Origin of the sequence: Paraglaciecola sp. MB-3u-78, from assembly GCF_002835935.1 — a bacterium.
In the GTDB taxonomy this organism is placed as follows: domain Bacteria; phylum Pseudomonadota; class Gammaproteobacteria; order Enterobacterales; family Alteromonadaceae; genus Paraglaciecola.
On the sequence record NZ_PJCF01000006.1, the window covers coordinates 848137 to 866348 of the forward strand.

An 18212-nucleotide genomic window follows, 5' to 3' on the forward strand; every position below is an offset into this window, starting at 1 on the left:
CTTATTCTTCTAGTAACGCTCGAGCTATAGTTCTCACTCCTTGAGCCGTTGCACCTATAGGCATATATGTTGTGCCATTGGCGTTGTATGCAGCGGCTAGGTCAATATGTAACCAACCTTTCCCTTCTTCGTTAACAAACCTTGATAAAAACCCTGCAGCGTTGGATGCGCCACCGCCACCGCCACCTTTTTGTGATTTGCTATTTGCAGTATCAGCAAAGGCAGATGGGCATTTGTTTTGATGCCATTTTTCTAAAGGCAAACTCCATGAAGGCTCAAACTCTTGCGCTGAGTAGTCTAAAACTCTTTGCTGCAATGCTTTGTCTAAGGCGAAAAAAGCATTGTATTCTTCACCTAAAGCTACCATTGCCGCACCTGTAAGCGTAGCCGCATCTATAATCAGTTCAGAGCCTGTTTCAGTGGCTGCCATTAAGCCATCCGCCAATACTAATCTACCCTCGGCATCAGTATTGACTACCTCTACAGTTGTGCCATTTTTGTAGGTGATCACATCGCCTAATTTGTAAGCGTGACCGCTAATAAGGTTTTCAGCACAACATAAAAATAACTTAACCCTTTTATTTAAGCCTCGCAGAATAGCTAAGCCAAGGGCGCCGGTGACAGTTGCTGCACCACCCATATCACATTTCATACTCAGCATGCCTTCACTGCTTTTAATGCTATATCCACCGCTATCAAATGTAATGCCTTTACCCACTAGACAAGCTGAAATTGGCGCATTGCTATCTCCAGTTGGGTTATAGTCGATTTCAATCAACACTGGGGGACGGGTGCTGCCACGGCCCACATGGTAAATTCCCATCCAGCCTTGTTCTTTGAGTGCTTCGCCGACCCATCTTTTGCTGCTTATGTGTTTTTCATCTATCGATGAAAGCCAATCTTCGCAGGTATTAGCAAGTATTTCTGGTGATAAATCTTCTGGCGTCGCATTGGTGATATTGCGGGTAAAGATCATCGCTTGGTAGCGGTGGGATAATTCATTTGCATTCTCATCATCACACCACTTGATATGGTGCTGTTTATGAGTGGTGGTAAAGCTTTGAGCTAAAGCCCACTGCTGCTCAATTTCCCAGTTGCCAATCAACTCAACTTGCATTACACCTAAGCTATCAAGGCTGCGCGCGGCTCTTTTGATATGATTTAAATTGTTCTCAGGATCCACCAAGTGAATTTGCGCGGTTTGGCCATTAACAGACAAAACTGTTCCAGCTGAATAATAATCGGCAGGGGCTAGGTTGGTAATAGAAACAGATAAACGTGACATAACTTCTCCATCTAGTGAAAGGTAGTTAGAATAGCATGACGTCCTTAACCGAACATCATTTTAAGTAGCTACCATGCAGTTCTCTTCTACTCTTATTCAAGGCACATTGATCAAACGCTATAAGCGTTTTTTAGCTGATGTGCAATTAACTGACGGCTCCATAGTCATCGCACATTGCCCCAACACCGGGGCAATGACAGGCTGTGCAGAGCCAGGTTGGAAAGTCTGGCTATCACCTAGTAATAATCCAAAACGTAAGTTGTTATATACATGGGAAGTAGTGTTAACTGATCAACTTCATTGGATTGGGATAAATACTCACAAAGCCAATGCATTAGTGAAAGAAGCGATCCAAGATAATAAGATATCTGAATTAGTCGGCTATCAAAACTTGCGGGCTGAAGTAAAGTTTGGCGAAGAAAATAGTCGAATTGATTTTTTACTCACCGATCCAGAAGAAGCAGAATGTTATGTTGAGGTTAAGTCGGTAACTCTATTAGATAATAATGCAGGGTATTTCCCCGATGCTAAAACCCTACGCGGGCAAAAACACTTGCGAGAGTTAAGGCATATTGTTAGCCAAGGGAAACGGGCCATATTGTTTTTCTGCGTGCAACATTCAGGTATTCAATCAGTGCAAGTGGCAAAACATATTGACCCCGATTACGCTAAAGAGCTCAAACAAGCTATGCTAAGTGGAGTGCAAATTTTATGTTACGATTGCAAGATTAATTCAGAAAAAATCTATATAAATCAATCTTTGCCATTTTATTCATAAAATAGACGTTGATTTTTTCGACAAGACCTCCATATTCCGTTCCTAGAAAAATTGTTTTCATTATAACGGAAGATGTTAAGAGCAAGTGATTGCCTGTGTTACGGCTTTTTGATATACATAGCCGCTTGCACAAAACAGCTCATGCCGTAGTTTAGGAGAATTGGCATATGCCAACAGACAAAACGAATAAAACACTTGGATTATTAGCCCTAGCCGGTTTGACTCCTTACGAGGAGAAAAAAGGCGAAGAGTACATGAACGAAAAGCAAATGGAGCATTTTCGTTTATTATTGAAAGCCTGGCGCGATCAACTTCGTCAAGAAGTAGACCGTACTGTGCACCACATGCAAGATGAGGCGGCTAATTTCCCTGATCCTGTCGACCGTGCAGCTCAAGAAGAAGAGTTTAGTCTTGAGTTACGTACTCGCGACAGAGAACGCAAATTAATCAAAAAAATCGAAAAAACGCTTAAACGTATTGATGAAGACGATTTTGGTTTTTGTGATGAATGTGGAATCGAGATTGGCGTACGTCGTCTGGAAGCAAGACCTACAGCAGATATGTGTATCGATTGCAAAACTATGGCAGAAATCAAAGAAAAACAACTTCAGGGCTGATCTTGCCTTCTACCCCAAGTCGCTATTAATTCTTTAATCAGTTACTTGGGGTGATAATTTCGGTTTATGGCTACTGCACTCAAATCCCTTCATTTAAAAAACGTGACATCTAACGGTGGCTACGTTGGCCGATTTGCACCATCTCCATCTGGTCAAATGCATTTTGGTTCTTTGGTCACTGCGTTAGGCAGTTTTTTACAAGCAAAAAGTCAAAATGGACAATGGTTACTAAGAATAGAAGATATTGACCCCCCGCGGGAAGTTGCGGGTGCGAGTGAATCTATTCTGCGGTGTCTTGAAGCGCATCATTTATTTTGGGACCATGACGTTGTTTACCAAAGTGACAGAAGCGATTTATATAATGAAAAAATTCAGTACTTAACTGAGCAAGGTTTCACTTATCATTGTCAGTGTAGCCGTGCTCATTTGGTTAGCCTAAAGTTTGGCCAAGCATGTGTTTGCGCTGACCTAAAACTAAACATTAAAAGCCTTAACAATGAAAATAGTGCGATAAGATTCAGACATCATAATATTCATCAAGGGTTTTATGATGAGTTGTTAGGCCAAGTCAACTTTCCCAAGTTTGATATACCTGCACAGTTTGCTATCAAGCGTAAGGATAATCTGTTTGCATATCAGTTGGCTGTGGTGGTTGATGATATTCAGCAAGGGATAACGCAAGTGGCACGTGGTGCCGATTTATTAGGTGCAACATTGTTTCAACTTGCCCTATATCAAGCTTTTGATCGTCCAGCACCGACGTTTTTACATTTTCCTGTAGTGGTGACCGAACCAGGTAAAAAACTTAGCAAACAAAATCATGCACGTGAAATAAATACCAAGGATGCCCGTGCTAACCTGATAAATGCACTTGGATTTTTCGGTATTCTACCCACCAAAGAGTTGCAACGGGGATCAGTACAAAATATATTGAATTGGGCTATCTGTGAATGGGACTTGCGAAAGATACCTGCTAAAACAGAGTGTATTGACAATAGAATTGGGCACGCAGACAGTATATGATTAGCGCCGAAATTTTCCGCTTAAATCAGAATGATATAAAAGATAAAAGCACAACAGGTCCAAACAAGGAGCACAGCATATTATTTCTCGCGTAATTGACAAAGTCAGGAGCGCTCTGCGCACAAAAACCCCAGACAAGTCCGCTACACTCGTTGCGACTGTCATTCCCCGTGCAGAGCATTCAGTTTCTCGTGATTCAATGAGTGAAAATGCACTTAAAGTGCTTTATCGCCTGCACAATAGCGGTTATCAAGCATATTTAGTCGGCGGCTGTGTGCGGGATGCATTATTAGGCAAAGAGCCGAAAGATTTCGACGTGACTACTGATGCCACACCAGAACAAATTAAAGGGCTGTTTCGAAATTGCCGATTAATTGGACGTAGATTTAGGTTAGCGCATATTGTTTTTGGCCGAGAAGTTATCGAAGTCGCTACTTTTCGTGGTCATCATGAAAATAATGATGAAGGCGAGACTAAAGTCAGTAAACAAAGCGACCACGGTCAATTACTACGGGACAACGTATTTGGTAGCATTGAAGAAGACGCACAACGCAGAGATTTCACCATCAACGCTATGTATTACAATATCGCCGATTATTCGATCAGCGATTTTGCAGGCGGCATGCAAGCGATCAAAAATAAAGAAATTACACTCATAGGCGATCCTGAAACCCGTTATCGTGAAGATCCGGTTAGAATGCTACGAGCTGTGAGGTTTGCTGCCAAGCTTGATATGCATATCAGCCCTCAGAGTGGTGAACCGATTAAACGTTTGGCGCCATTAATGGCAAACATTCCACCTGCCAGATTATTTGAAGAAATACTTAAGTTATTGTTATCGGGGCAGGGTTTAGCTACCTATAAACTATTGTCAGAATTTCATTTATTTGAACCGCTGTTTCCGCAACTAGCACCTTTATTGTTGCAACCAGGAAGTCGCGAGAATCAATTTGTAGAGCAAGTGCTAACTAACACTGATAATCGTATTAATACAGGGCAAAGAGTGACGCCTGCGTTTATTTTTGCTGCATTTATGTGGTATCCATTAGAAGAGCGTTGTCAACAGTTAATGGTTGAAGGTGGATTGAATCATTTTGACGCATTTAATCTTGCGCTAAATGATGTTATGCATCGCCAAATTCAACGGATTATGATCCCAAAACGTTTTAGCACGCCTATCCGGGAAATTTGGCAGTTACAAAATCGTTTACCTAAGCGTTATGGTCGCAGAGCATATCAAATGCTTGAGCATCCAAAATTTAGAGCCGCCTATGACTTTTTATTACTGCGTGGTCAGATCGAAGGGGGCGATTTATTGGAACTTGCTGAATGGTGGACTGACTTCCAAGAGGCAGACGAAGAGCAACGTAAGACAATGTTAGAAGTTCTACGTGAAAAGGAAGGTGCCCCTGCCAGACGCCCAAGACGTAATCGTAAGAAACCTAAACCCAAAGTATGATTCAGGTTTATATTGGCTTAGGCAGTAATCTAGGGTTGCCTGAAAAGCAAATACAGGCCGCTTGCAGTCGCTTAGCAACATTAGCTGACACTGTGTTGATTAAGTGTTCAAGCCTGTATAAAAGCCAACCCATGGGTCCACAAGATCAACCCGATTATGTGAATGCTGTGGCACTGATTGAAACCGCACTTTCGCCAGACACCCTATTGCAGCAGACGCAATTGATAGAAAGTCAACAAGGTCGAATACGCAAGGCTAATCGTTGGGGGCCTAGAACCCTAGATTTGGATCTGCTGTTGTTTGGTCAACAGCAGATTGATAACGAACACCTAAGGGTTCCGCACGCTGGTATGCAACAAAGAGAGTTTGTACTTTACCCGCTGTTCGAAATCGCCCCCGATTTGATTTTACCCTGTGGTGAGAAATTAGCCGATCTTGTAATGGCATGTCCGATAAATGGGTTACAAAAAATGGCACACTCGGTACTCATTTAGAAATTCAGAAAAAAATCCGAATAGTGCGTTAACCTTTGGTACTGTACTTAAGTAGTAAATAGAATTAGCAGTAAATAGTTTTAGCAGCAAATAGAATTAGCAGTAAATAGTATTTTTGTATGACATCAAAAAATTGGAGCAAATCTAATGAAAAAAGTAACGACTTCAAGCTTGCTAAAAATGAAGCAAGAGAATACTAAAATCACTGCTTTGACCGCATACGATGCAAGTTTTGCAAAATTGTTTGATGAACAAGGCATCGATGTTTTGTTGATTGGCGACTCACTTGGCATGGTGCTAAAAGGTGATGACGATACATTAAGCGTTAGCCTTGAAGAAATTGCTTATCATACTCGCTCTGTAAAAAAGGGTGTTGCAAGAGCTTTTGTCGTGGCAGACATGCCTTTTATGTCCTATTCAACCCCAGAACAAACCTTTTTAAGTGCTGCCCATCTAATGCGTGCAGGGGCAAGTATGGTGAAGGTAGAAGGTGGTAGTTGGTTATTGGATACCATTAAAGGCTTGAACGAACGCAGTGTACCAGTGTGTGGTCATTTAGGTCTAACACCACAGTCAGTGCATGTATTTGGAGGATTTAAAGTGCAGGGTCGCGATGACCGACAAGCTGAAAATATCCTTGAGCAGGCCAAAGAATTAGAACAAGCAGGTATACAGTTATTAGTTCTGGAGTGCATTCCAACAGACTTAGCTGCCAAAATATCCCAAAACCTGAGTATTCCAGTTATTGGTATTGGGGCTGGGGCGCAAACAGATGGGCAAATCTTAGTGATGCACGATATGTTTGGTATCAGCGCAAACTATATGCCTAAATTTTCCAAGAATTATTTGCAGCAAACTAATAATATGCGTGAGGCTGTGAGCCAGTATATTCAAGAAGTGCGAGATGGGAGTTTCCCCTCAGATGAGCACAGTTTTAATTAGTGCCCGCTCATATTCTTTCAGTGTTTACTAACAACTCATTATTAAAGTAATTAAGTACTATGCAACTTATCAGTGACATTTTAGATCTACGTGAAATCAGACGTACTTGGCAAATCAGTGCCAAGGTGATTGCATTTGTTCCTACTATGGGAAACTTGCATCAAGGCCATTTAAACCTTGTACGTGAAGCCAAGAAACAAGCAGATATTGTGGTGGTGTCTATCTTTGTCAATCCAATGCAATTTGGTCCTGATGAAGATTTAGATGCTTACCCTAGAACGTTACAAAACGATAGCCGTTTATTGGAAGAATTAGGTGTCGATGTGCTATTTATGCCTAAAGCCACCGATATATATGCCAGAGGGTTAGAGCAACAAACTTTTGTTGAAGTACCTGGTTTATCTTATATGATTTGTGGTGCCAGTCGCCCAGGACATTTCCGTGGTGTGGCCACCATAGTGTGTAAGTTGTTTAATATGGTGCAACCTAATTTGGCCTTTTTTGGTGAAAAAGATTTTCAGCAATTACAGGTGATCAAGGCGATGGTAACCGACCTATCAATGAACCTAAAAGTGTTTGGCATGGCGACGACCAGAGATAATGACGGTTTGGCGATGAGTTCAAGGAATCAGTATTTAAGCGATATAGAGCGTAAGTTAGCGCCTACTCTCTATAAAAAAATGCAACAATTAGCCACTGAGATTCAATTGGGTCGTAGGGATTTTTCAAACCTAACCCAAGAATACAAATTACAATTAGCTGAGCTAGGGTTTAGTCCTGACTATCTTGAAATCCGTAATGTAGAAAACTTGTTGCAGCCGGGTCATGAAGACCATTATTTGGTGCTATTAGCCGCGGCATTTTTAGGAAAAACCCGTTTGATTGATAATTTGCAGATTAGGTTGTAAAAAAAATTGAAATTCATACCCATGCCACCTCAAAATGGTGGATGCAGCGGGACTTTAAGGGGTAAGGTAAGAGGGCTATGTGCAGACGCCCGGGGTTTAAAAGAAAGGGTTATAGGCAAGCTAACCTAGCTTGCTTTTTTATGTTTCATACAAAGTTTTTTCCAAACTTTAGTATTACTGGCAATGGCAATTTGTTCATCCAGTATATTTTGTAAGTCTGTTTCTGTGGTTAACGGATTAGCCAATACTACTCTGAATACTGTAATCGCTTGGCCTGGATATGTTTCAGTTGTTAACCTGGTGCGCGAGACAAATGACTTACCTGCCTCTCTTTGTTGTTTTTGTACACTTACGGTCAGATTATCCAATTCCATATTTAACGCATGACCAATTTTCGGTTGCATTTTCATTTTTGTTTGAACATCTTCAGGATTCACTCTGTAGGTCAACAGAGATAAAGTGGGAGCCGTGATAAGTTCAAAGTCTGGGTGTGACTGGATCATTCTGGCAAAGATTTTGGCTTTTTCTATACTTTGGTTAATGAGCAGTTCATAACCTTGGCGGCCAAATATATGCAAAGAGGCATATACCATCATAGCCATGCCATTGCGCGAACCTTCTAATGTGGTAGCACCTAAATCTTTGGATCCTGCACGAAGAATGTATTGGGCATGATGGCGTACTGCGTTACTGTCATTGGGGTTTTTGAATAGCACCATGCCAGCGCCCATTGGTACATACATCTGCTTATGGGCATCCATGGTCACAGAGTCTGCTTTCTCAATTCCTTTAAGCAAACCTCTATGGTCGTGAGAAAACAAGGTTGCTCCACCCCAAGCTGCATCCACATGAAAGTGGCAACCTAGTTCTTTTGCTACATCGGCTAGCTCGTCCAGGGGATCAATATGTCCTGTTTCAGTTGTTCCTGCGATACCCACTATAGCTAATATCTTGTTACCATCTTCTTGAAATTGTTTGCCCACAGCTAAAGCTTTTTCAGCAGATAAACGTTGTGAAGGGCAGTCGATGGTAATCATTTGTTGTCGGCCTAAACCTAATATATCAACTGTTTTAGATAACGAATAGTGGCCGCGTTTCGATGAAATAATGCCCATTTTTTTATAGCCATAATGCATCATTCCTGCTGCCATACCTTCCTGAGCCACACCTTTAAATTGAGTTGCGGCAGGTAGGGCTTTATTTCTTGCTACCCATAAAGCCGTGATGTTGGCAATTGTCCCACCAGAACAAAAGGCCCCTAAAGCATGGTTCGCGCTGTGTAAGTAGGTATGGTAAAAATCCCCAGACTGCTTATAAACCAATTCGTGCATCATGCCGAGCATTTGACGCTCAAGTGGAGTGAAGGCTTTAGATGTCTCGATTTTCACTAAGTTTTGGTTTAATCCCACCAATAGTTTTGCCAAAGGTAGATGAAAATACGGCAGTGCTGAGGTCATATGACCAATAAAACTGGGGGAATAGGTATTAACAGAGTTAGCGACTAACTTATCTAAGAGGTCTTCAGCATGTTTCGACACGAACTCAGGAGACTCAGGTACCGAATACTCAGCGAAACTTTTTTCAATTTGTGCCAGAGAGTTCACCTTAGTCACAACATGTTGTGACAGAAAATCTGACAAATTATCAGACAGGTGTTGTTCAATCTGTGCAAGTTTAGAATCTTTGCCTTCAGGCATAGTAAATACCTTGTACAAATGTTCTAAACTAACCTCAGCTCCGCCCACTATTGTAACCCTATCTGAAAACGTTCGACTGGCGCATTTTACCTTAATTTTTGCTATACACAATAGGTGCTTACATCTCCCAACTAAAGAGTAAATAAAATCAGTAATGGGTAATAATCTGGTAATTGCTAAATTGTTGTTATATTGTCCAAATACACGACATAAGAAGTATGCCTTTGTATGCAAGTTACTGAAGTAACCGATAGTTTTAACTTAGATAACGTAGTGCCCTTTTTTCAACCCATCATGGATTTAAAGAATAACGCAGTTTGGAGTTATGAATGTCTAGCGCGACTTTTAACCTTTGATCAAAATAGTTTTTTACCTAAAGAATTTTTGTTTTTGGTTGAAAGGCAGCAATCAGTAGCTCAGTTGACCCAAACCGTGTTTAGTCGTAGTGCCCGATATTTTAGAGATATCAACATGGCTTGGAACATCAATTTGAGTTTATCGGATATGACTGACTCAAACACCCTCAAATTTCTTCAATCTCAACTTGAGGATTATCCCAATCCCAAACGGATTTCTATTGAAATAACGGCACAAAACGCACTAGTTGATAGTGTCAAATTCAGTCAGTTTTCCAAAATTTGTGGTGCCTTGGGTATCAATATTGTAATAGACAATTTCGATACCCAAGAGTGGGATTTGCAGGCAATACTCGCATTACCCATATCTGCAATAAAGGTATCCGCTACTTTATTTGATAAGGCAACAAGTGATGCAGCAACCCAAGATTTTGTAAAAGGCCTCATCAGTGCTGCTGCTAACAATAAGGTCGTGGTAATAGCTGAACGAATTGAAAACCAAGAAACATTAAAGGTTGTCAAGCAACTGGGTATTAAATACGCTCAGGGCTTTTATTTTAGCCAACCTAAGGCAAAAGCAGAGTAAATTTTTCTTATTTATCTTGTTATAACTTTGCCAACAGTTGCCAGCTATTTTGTCCGCTTTGCCAGTACTTCCGTTCGAAAGGGGTGATTGCTGTATCACTCGCAAATACACCAATTTGGTTACTGACATTGGCAATAGCTAAAGCCGCAGAAAACTCTTGTATATATAACTGCCAATTACTTCTGACTTCAAGTACTCCACCCAATTTCAACATGTCCTTTAATGCCGATGAGGCATACCACCGGCGCTGCAGATGTGCCGATTTTGGGTAGGGGTTGGGATACAGTAAATAGTGTTTAGTTAATTTTTTATCAGATAGAACGAGTAATCTTAAAAAATCACTGAGATCTGCCCGTAACACTAGGTAGTTTTCTAAAGTGCTTGCGTAAGCTTGGTGTTTGTCTGTGCGTAAAGCGGATTTATCAATACCTATTACTCGAGCATTTGGATGCGCCTGGGCAATATTCACGGTGCTTTCACCTACACCACAACAAGAGTCTAATATAAGATCTCCCTGCCAACCTCCGAGCCAAGTAATGGCATCTTGAAAGGCTTGTTGAGTGTGGACTGATAGTGGCTTTTGACTTGCACAGGCGAGTTGGCGAGTCACAACCTTGTGCAAATTCTGATGAATACCCGTTTGATTGGTACTGATAGTGCGTGATTGTTGTTGCATTAACTACGAATGCCCACACCGCGATTGATCAGAGAATAAGCCCAACCAAGTAACACCACGTTAAAGCCTATTAATATGGCCAAGGACACATAGAAATTAATATCTGACTCGCCTAGAAAACCGAACCTGAAGCCACTTACCATATACACTATAGGGTTGATTTTACTCACCCACTGCCAAAATTCAGGTAATAAGCTTAATGAGTAAAACACGCCGCCTAAGTAAGTTAATGGTGTGAGAATGAAGGTGGGTACAATGCTCACATCATCAAATGAATTGGCAAAGATGCCGTTAATCAGTCCCGCAGTAGAGAATAATACTGTGGTTAACAATAAAGTAATAAAAATAATCAGCAAATTGTGAATATGTATATCTACAAAAAAGAGCGATACTATGGTGACGATAATGCCAACCAACATTCCTCGGGCGACACCCCCCCCTACGTAGCCAGCAATAATTATCCAATTTGAAACGGGGGCAACCAATAACTCCTCAATATTTCGCTGATATTTGGCGCTGTAAAAAGAAGAGGATACATTCGAGTAAGCATTGGTGATAACCGCCATCATGATTAAGCCGGGTACTATAAACTCCATATAACTAAAGCCGCCCATGTTGCCAATTCTACTGCCTATTAAATTACCAAAAATCACAAAATATAGTGACATGGTAATGGCAGGTGGAAGCAGAGTTTGGATCCAAATTCTTAAAAAACGTAAACACTCTTTGCGCCACATTGTCCTAAGGGCCACCATATTGAGGCTATTCATTGGCGTCTCCTGCCACTTGTGTTGTGGTTGAACTAGCGTCTTTTGAGGATCTACCAGATTCGACCATTCTTACAAATAGCTCTTCTAATCTATTTGATTTATTTCGCATACTTAATACTTGTATCTCTTTTTGAGTTAACTGTTCAAAAACTGAATTGAGACCGGCCTCTTTAGGCACATCGACTTCTAAAGTATGCTCGTCAACTAACCGGCTTTCAAAGCCATCTAAAGTTAAAGAACGTAAGTTCTTAGATAAATCCAGCACAAAGGTTTCAATATTCAAGGTAGCAAGTATGGCCTTCATACTGCTATTCCTGACAATGATACCTTTATCAATAATGGCAATATTGCGACATAACATTTCAGCTTCTTCGAGATAGTGTGTGGTAAGAATAATCGTCACACCTTGTCGATTAATGTCTTGTAAAAAAGACCACATGGAGCGACGTATTTCAATATCTACGCCAGCTGTCGGTTCGTCAAGAATGAGCATTCTAGGTTCATGCATTAGCGCTCTGGCGATCATTAATCGTCTTTTCATGCCCCCAGAAAGTTGTCTGGCAGGTGAATCGCGCTTGTCCCATAGGTCGAGTTGTTTGAGGTACTTTTCAGCTCTGGGCTTAGCAATGTTTTTAGGTACGCCATAATAGCCTGCTTGATTTAGCATGATCTGTATTAAGGGTTCGAATTGATTAAAATTAAATTCTTGTGGCACTAGACCAATACAAGACTTTGCCTCTATGGGCTGAGTCGCTAACGAATACTCAAATACATCAACGTCTCCTTGGGTTTTATTTACCAGCGAGCTGATGATCCCAATGGCAGTTGATTTACCGGCACCATTAGGCCCAAGTAAAGCAAAAAAATCCCCTTGCTTTACCGTTAAATCAATGCCTTTTAAGGCTTCGGTACCGCCTTTATAGGTTTTGGTTAATCCTTTGATACTCAGTGCGTTCATGTTGACTGCCAGATAAAGTGTGAATCGAAACTGCGATATACCTATGCATATAGCTAGCAGGTGTCCGCGTAACGAATTCTATCGATTAAAGTTTGTAAAGTGTGCTTTATTTTTTAGAGCAGAATTGAATCACTTTGGGATTATAATATTGTGTCTACTGTGGTTAATTCAAGCTTATGAGTGAATTGTTTTAGGTTTGTTTAGTAAGTAACCTGAACTCGGGATAATCCATACCGTCCAGCACCGCTATTATTGCGCCTATCTTCGTTGAACTTGCTCACAATAGCTGGCTATTCCTTCACAAGCTCGCCTTGATAAACATAATACTATCAGCACTGGATGCATTAAATAAGCTGCTAAATAAATAGTAACATTCTAACCTATTGTTTTTATTAAGATTACTTTGAAGGAAGCGGCACGTCTTAACCCGTGTTCAGGTTAAGTAAGCTATTGTTGGCAGGCTAATTATTTTGTCAGTACTGATTTTTACTGCTTGAAGTGGCAAATATAATATTAGATATGCCAATAATTCAGTTTAGATGTGGGTAAGAGATAATTGAAATGAGTTCACTTTTTGACTAGCCAAAAAAACAAAAGGGCAGAACGCCCTTTTGTCGCTAATTACAGACTACTTAATTAACAGTCTTCAGGATCTTGACCTAATTTTTTCTTAGTTGCGATACATGCTTTTTTTAGTTTTTCAGCTGCGTCAGTTTTTAACTCTGCTGATTTGTCCATAGTAGCGTCCATAACATCAGAAGCTTTTTCGGCTGTAGCATCGTATGCGTCACTGGCCTCATCTTTGGCTTCGTCATAAGCCTCGGATGTGCTCTCTTTTACATCACCAGCCATATCTGCTGCGCTGTCGGCAAGCTTAGATACACCTTCTTTGGTTTTGTCATATAACTCTGATGATTTTTCTTTTGCTTTAGTCACCATTTCTTTGGCTTCTGTTTCTGCTTCCTGTGCTGATTCCTTTTGATTATCAGTGCAAGCGCTTAGCCCAATACTGAGTGCGGCTAATGTTATTGCTAGGGTAGTTTTTGATAAAGTCATTATTATTCCTTGTTGAGTTATTAATGAATCGTGTTTCGCTTAATGCGCTCTTAGAAAAATCCTTTAGCGAATTCCGTTCCATATTTTTAAGACTTTGAAAAGTAAACTGTTTATAAATCTTACGTTATATTTTTCAGGTGAAATTGGTATTTATGTCTTTAATTGACGACATAATCATATTATATCGGGATTGCTCGCACAATATATCTATGCGTTGGGTTAGGTACCACACTGTCAAAGGGATAACAGGTGACCAAGGTTATGCTGGGTTGGTCAACATCGAATGAATCGTTGTTGTTGTTATTTAGCACATACTCCAACTGTGAATGTAGAGCAATACGCAGCATAGTCACTTTGAATTGCTGACGTTTGTGTGTGGTTTTTACTTCGATAATATCGCCCTTTTGTAATCTTTTCAGGCTGTTAAATTGCGTATCACGATGGCCTACAATTACGCTGTTTCCTTTTTCTCCCGGTTCAGGTGTTGAGCTAAGGTGGCTAGGTGCAAAGGCCAAGTTCCTGCCACTTGCCCCAGCCAACACATACCAGCTTTTGTCCTTAATGATTAGTTCAGAAATAGGATGTGTGTCTGCCCAAGGCCAAGGTTTGTGTGGTTTATCAGATTTGAGATTTTTATGCCAAGCATCCGCTATTAAGTATTGCGCCAACTCTGCTTTAGCATAGATATAAATTCCGCCCGAAAAATGGTAAACACCTAGCAATAAACTCAAGGTTACCCATTTATGTTTGCTGACTAGGAAGAGAAACTTTGAAATATTGTTTTTCTTTTTGTAAGTAAGTGCATACATATTGCTAATCCAATTAAAATTAAGCCTATTATTATTTTGAGTGACGCTAAAGTCGCTGTCTGAGGAATACTACCTTGTGAATGAATTCGCTGATTTGAAATACCTTGAGGTAAAGGAACCGCTACTTTTCGATTTGTAGATGGTATTTTCAAGGGACGAGTTGGGGTTACATCTACTGCGACTAAACTGGTGTACTGACTAACCAAATGATGGGTAATAGCGGTTTCTATGATGCGGGACTTGTATTCGTCTTGCTCGGCTACTGAGCTATTTGTTCCCATACTTGCACGGCGCTTGTCCCTAGTCAGTTGACTAATTTTATCTCTGGCCCATAAAACATTAAGGCCTGATTGTCTGGTTTGAGCGTTAAGTTCTAGCTCGTTTTCCCAAGGTTTGCCTTGATAATGTGCGCTGAGATGGACTTTTGATGAGTAGTTGCTAAAGCTGCTAGATTCAATGATGCCATCTGTCAGCCGGTAGCTCAGCACCAACGGTTCGCCTTTATATAAGTCGCTTATAACGTTTGGGTAAAACTCTAACTGTTGATTGGATTGCAATGTGCCGGTATTTAGCTGCAACTCGATATCGGTTATGGCGGGGTGTTGTAGCTTAGTTAATAAGGTCAGCATTTTTTGTTGTACCTGATCAACCGATCCAATATAGGTAAAAGTGCCTCTGCCCATCTTGGCCGCTTCACTCATAAAATAACTATTAGGTGCACTACCTATACCCACGGTAAATAGCCGTGAGTTTTCGAGTTTGAGATGGATCAACTGCATTAATGATTCTTCGTTACTGACACTGCCATCAGTAATAAATACTATTTGACGCAAACTAGTTGCTGCATCAATCTTAGGCTGTGAAAAGGCCAGTTTTAAGGCACTTTCCATCTCTGTCCCACCATTGGCAGATAAACTATTTACAAAGTGTTTGGCGTCGTATTTATTGTTTGAGTTTGCGGGTTTTGGCAATTTCCATAAGTTTTGAGCATAACTATTAAATTCAATAATATTAAAATTATCTATTGCTTGTAATTGTTCTATAGCTAAAAGCAGTGCTTTTTTTGCCTGTTTAATGGCGTCACCCTCCATAGAGCCTGACGTATCAAGCACAAATATCATCTCCCGCAGGGGTGTCTTTATTAGTGGCTCTGTTTTGATGGGAGGTAGCAACATGATCAAACCGTATTCATCACCGTTAACCTGCTGAGTAAAGTGGGCAGACTGTGGCGCTGCACCTAATTTTGGCCGCCAGTTTAGAACAAAATCTTGGTTAGCAATGCTACCTTTTGATATCTGAATATTATGGCTACCATCTGATAGTTGCTTAAAGGTGATTGGATGGAATTCACTTTTAATATCTTGTATTTCAAAACCAGCATGCAAATTTATCTGTAACTCAATATCGGTATGGGTTTGACTATTATTGCTTGGAGAGGATTCTGGTTGTATTGGCGATGCTTCAGCTTTGTCACTGGGGATGTATCTAGGTGTAATGGTCATGGGGAAACGCAGACTGTATTGTTGCTGGTCAAAGTTTAGCTTTTGCTGATATTCAATCGTCACTTCAATCGTTTCACCAGGGCCGATATTAGCGATAGTATTAGAAAACATATTTGGGCGTTGCTGTGCCACTAAACTGGCTTTTTTACCCTGAGCTTTGGCCTGAAGATAAATCTGTTTTGCTGCGGATTTTTCCTTGATTTGCCCTTCTATTTTGCGCTCACCCACTCGCATCAGCAAATGGTCAACCGCGGCATTTTCTGGCAAGGGAAATACGTACAAGGCATTAACCCAATTTTCACCGGCATTTTTGAAGGTTTGGGTCAGTTTAGTGCGAGCGACAATACCTGTTACCTTGATATTAACTTTGGTTTGAAGTGCTGGGCTTAGCAAGTGTTGTTGTAGTGTTTCGCCTTGATCAGATTGCTCATGGATAAAATACAAAGTCCCACTTTGGGCATTTTGATAATCGCTTATGGGGTGATTCATTCGATCACTATTTGGTTGTTTACTTAGTGATCCTATTGCCTGTGAAATGGGAGGTGTGGTTTGTTTACTGGTAAAAGCGGGCACCGCAAATTGCAGTGCCCCTAACGCAATAACCACCAAACTAACAACGGCAAGTTTAGGTAGTGATGACATAGATGTTTCCTTATTGATTGGCCGCTGTCATTTCTGTTTGGTCATCAGATACCTTTAACATTACGCGGCGATCAAAAAAGTCATCTTCAAAATTCGTACCTGCACTCACTAATGAAGATTCACCAAATGAGTTAGTGATTACTTGCTCTTCTTTAACGTTTTTATCCAAAAGGTAGTTCTTTACTGTTAGCGCACGTTGCTCGGAAAGAGCTTGGTTAAAAGTGCTGTCGCCACGTTTATCAGCGAAGCCTGATAAAGTAATACTCACATTTGGGTTTTTTTGCAGGGTTTTGGCTATCAAGTCTAACTGCGACTTGTAGTGTTCTTCCAAAACATAAGACGCTGTTTTAAATTGAATATTACTTTCAATTTCTGGAGCGCTCTGTTTAAAAGCCGCCAGTTCTAGCGCGTTATCCATGGAAGCCATTTGCACCATTGCACGCTCTTTTGCCTGTTCGAAATTTTGTTGCATCACCAACAGTTGTTGGTCTTTTTGTTCGAGTGAATTGTTCGCAGTTTCTAGCCTTTTATCTGAGTTCAGATCGTCAGCTATCATCACGCCAAATATGCTTGCGATTATCCCACCTAGTGGCCCAGCAATGACGGTGCCGATTATGGCGCCAGAACTGAGGCCAATCACTTCATTGGTTTTTTCTTGTTTATTGGATTGTTCAGCAATAGCGCTGCCAGATAATAAGCAAGAGAATGCGATAGCAGTTGTGATGTTAGTTTTCGTTAGTTTCATTTTTTTCTCCAAGAGAGTGGTTGTTTGATTCCTCTCTAGTAAACAAAGATTGTGTGGCTGATTCAGGGAGAGAAAATGGCAATCTTGAGGTCAATTGTGGCGAAAAAATGGAAATTACATGTTTGGGCTATTTATTGACTCAACCTAAAGAAGTTTTGCGATATAGTTCAGCTATAAATTAAGTAGCCATAAAGTAAACAGGCGTCAGTTATGTCAAAACGTATCGCCTTGGTTGAAGATGACCAAGCACTCAGAGAAAACTATATTGCGGCGCTTAGTAAGCAAGGTTACGAGGTGCAACCTTATGCTAATCGAAGTAGTGCAGAACAAGCATTTGCTGAGCGCCTGCCAGACTTGGCGATCATTGATATTGGTCTAGAAGATGAAATTGATGGTGGTTTTGCTGTATGTCAGCAATTAAGAAGTTTATCCAAAACGTTGCCTATCATCTTTTTTACGGCACGAGATAATGATTACGACACTATCTGTGGTTTGCGTATGGGCGCTGATGATTATCTAACCAAGGACATCAGTTTGCCGCATTTATTAGCCAGAATAGCGGCATTGTTTAGGCGTACAGAGTTACTTGATAGGCCACAAACACACACTGACCTGATTAAAACCGGCGATTTGTTGATGGATAGCAAACGTATGACAGTCAGTTGGAAAGGGCAGGGTATCGAACTTACGGTCACCGAATTTTGGATGTTACACGCTGTTGCTAAATTTTCGGGGCACGTCAAAAGTCGTCAACAGTTGATGGATGAATCAAAAATGGTTGTGGATGACACTACCATCACTTCCCACATCAAACGTATTCGTAAAAAATTCATGCAGGTAGACCAAAATTTTGACTGCGTTGAAACTGTTTACGGTATGGGATATAGATGGAAAAGCATTTAAGCATGA

General features: G+C 40.8%; 18 protein-coding genes. 9 read left to right on the forward strand and 9 right to left on the reverse strand.

The features are described 5' to 3' along the window. Position 1: 1 nt before the first annotated feature. Positions 2-1285, reverse strand: coding sequence for an aminopeptidase PepB (pepB, locus tag CXF95_RS18255; RefSeq protein WP_101199994.1), 1284 nt, complete (start codon positions 1283-1285; stop codon positions 2-4). 73 nt (positions 1286-1358) lie between these two features. Here pepB and sfsA point away from each other — a divergent pair, with 73 nt between their 5' ends. The 7 genes from sfsA (at position 1359) to panC (ending at position 7506) form a co-directional block, all read left to right on the forward strand. Further along, positions 1359-2063 (forward strand): DNA/RNA nuclease SfsA, encoded by a 705-nt coding sequence (gene sfsA, locus CXF95_RS18260; protein WP_101199995.1) that lies wholly within the window; start codon positions 1359-1361, stop codon positions 2061-2063. Between the two features lie 167 nt (positions 2064-2230). Then, positions 2231-2680 carry an RNA polymerase-binding protein DksA gene (gene dksA / locus CXF95_RS18265; protein ID WP_101199996.1) on the forward strand — a complete coding sequence of 150 codons (450 nt, stop codon included), beginning with the start codon at positions 2231-2233 and terminating at the stop codon, positions 2678-2680. A gap of 66 nt (positions 2681-2746) precedes the next feature. Next, positions 2747-3703, forward strand: a complete 957-nt coding sequence (gene gluQRS, locus CXF95_RS18270; RefSeq protein ID WP_101199997.1) for a tRNA glutamyl-Q(34) synthetase GluQRS — start codon at positions 2747-2749, stop codon at positions 3701-3703. 163 nt (positions 3704-3866) lie between these two features. Next, positions 3867-5162 (forward strand): polynucleotide adenylyltransferase PcnB, encoded by a 1296-nt coding sequence (pcnB, locus tag CXF95_RS18275; protein ID WP_101199998.1) that lies wholly within the window; start codon positions 3867-3869, stop codon positions 5160-5162. Further along, entirely contained in the window at positions 5159-5656 is a 498-nt protein-coding gene (gene folK / locus CXF95_RS18280) for a 2-amino-4-hydroxy-6-hydroxymethyldihydropteridine diphosphokinase (protein WP_101199999.1), read from the forward strand. The genes pcnB and folK overlap by 4 nt, the downstream gene beginning before the upstream one ends. Before the next feature lie 147 nt (positions 5657-5803). Further along, positions 5804-6598: a 3-methyl-2-oxobutanoate hydroxymethyltransferase gene (panB, locus tag CXF95_RS18285; RefSeq protein WP_101200000.1), complete on the forward strand. Its 795-nt coding sequence runs from the start codon at positions 5804-5806 to the stop codon at positions 6596-6598. A 59-nt stretch (positions 6599-6657) separates the two neighbouring features. After that, the gene (gene panC / locus CXF95_RS18290) at positions 6658-7506 is read left to right on the forward strand and encodes a pantoate--beta-alanine ligase (protein ID WP_101200001.1); all 849 of its coding nucleotides are present in this window, start codon (positions 6658-6660) and stop codon (positions 7504-7506) included. Between the two features lie 125 nt (positions 7507-7631). Here the strand turns inward: panC and panP are convergent, their stop codons facing one another. After that, a complete protein-coding gene (gene panP, locus CXF95_RS18295) occupies positions 7632-9251 on the reverse strand; it encodes a pyridoxal-dependent aspartate 1-decarboxylase PanP (protein ID WP_101200002.1) in 1620 nt (539 codons plus the stop codon). A gap of 180 nt (positions 9252-9431) precedes the next feature. On the opposite strand from panP, the gene CXF95_RS18300 reads away from it, so the two are divergent. Continuing rightward, positions 9432-10145, forward strand: coding sequence for an EAL domain-containing protein (locus tag CXF95_RS18300; RefSeq protein ID WP_101200003.1), 714 nt, complete (start codon positions 9432-9434; stop codon positions 10143-10145). 19 nt (positions 10146-10164) lie between these two features. On the opposite strand, the gene CXF95_RS18305 is transcribed toward CXF95_RS18300, so the two are convergent. The 7 genes from CXF95_RS18305 to pdsO form a co-directional block, all read right to left on the reverse strand. After that, positions 10165-10821 carry a tRNA (guanosine(46)-N(7))-methyltransferase TrmB gene (locus tag CXF95_RS18305; protein ID WP_101200004.1) on the reverse strand — a complete coding sequence of 219 codons (657 nt, stop codon included), beginning with the start codon at positions 10819-10821 and terminating at the stop codon, positions 10165-10167. Continuing rightward, positions 10821-11591, reverse strand: a complete 771-nt coding sequence (locus tag CXF95_RS18310) for an ABC transporter permease (protein WP_101200005.1) — start codon at positions 11589-11591, stop codon at positions 10821-10823. Before CXF95_RS18310 ends, CXF95_RS18305 begins: the two co-directional genes overlap by 1 nt. Beyond that, a complete protein-coding gene (locus CXF95_RS18315) occupies positions 11584-12549 on the reverse strand; it encodes an ABC transporter ATP-binding protein (protein ID WP_101200006.1) in 966 nt (321 codons plus the stop codon). The genes CXF95_RS18310 and CXF95_RS18315 overlap by 8 nt, the downstream gene beginning before the upstream one ends. A gap of 636 nt (positions 12550-13185) precedes the next feature. Then, positions 13186-13605, reverse strand: coding sequence for a hypothetical protein (locus CXF95_RS18320; RefSeq protein ID WP_101200007.1), 420 nt, complete (start codon positions 13603-13605; stop codon positions 13186-13188). Between the two features lie 179 nt (positions 13606-13784). After that, on the reverse strand, positions 13785-14336 hold the full coding sequence (locus tag CXF95_RS18325; RefSeq protein WP_101200116.1) for a class GN sortase: 552 nt from the start codon (positions 14334-14336) through the stop codon (positions 13785-13787). Between the two features lie 23 nt (positions 14337-14359). Further along, a complete protein-coding gene (locus tag CXF95_RS18330) occupies positions 14360-16558 on the reverse strand; it encodes a marine proteobacterial sortase target protein (protein ID WP_101200008.1) in 2199 nt (732 codons plus the stop codon). A gap of 10 nt (positions 16559-16568) precedes the next feature. Next, positions 16569-17303, reverse strand: coding sequence for a sortase-associated OmpA-like protein PdsO (pdsO, locus tag CXF95_RS18335; RefSeq protein ID WP_101200009.1), 735 nt, complete (start codon positions 17301-17303; stop codon positions 16569-16571). Between the two features lie 210 nt (positions 17304-17513). On the opposite strand from pdsO, the gene pdsR reads away from it, so the two are divergent. Then, positions 17514-18206 carry a proteobacterial dedicated sortase system response regulator gene (gene pdsR / locus CXF95_RS18340; RefSeq protein WP_101200010.1) on the forward strand — a complete coding sequence of 231 codons (693 nt, stop codon included), beginning with the start codon at positions 17514-17516 and terminating at the stop codon, positions 18204-18206. Positions 18207-18212: the final 6 nt, after the last annotated feature.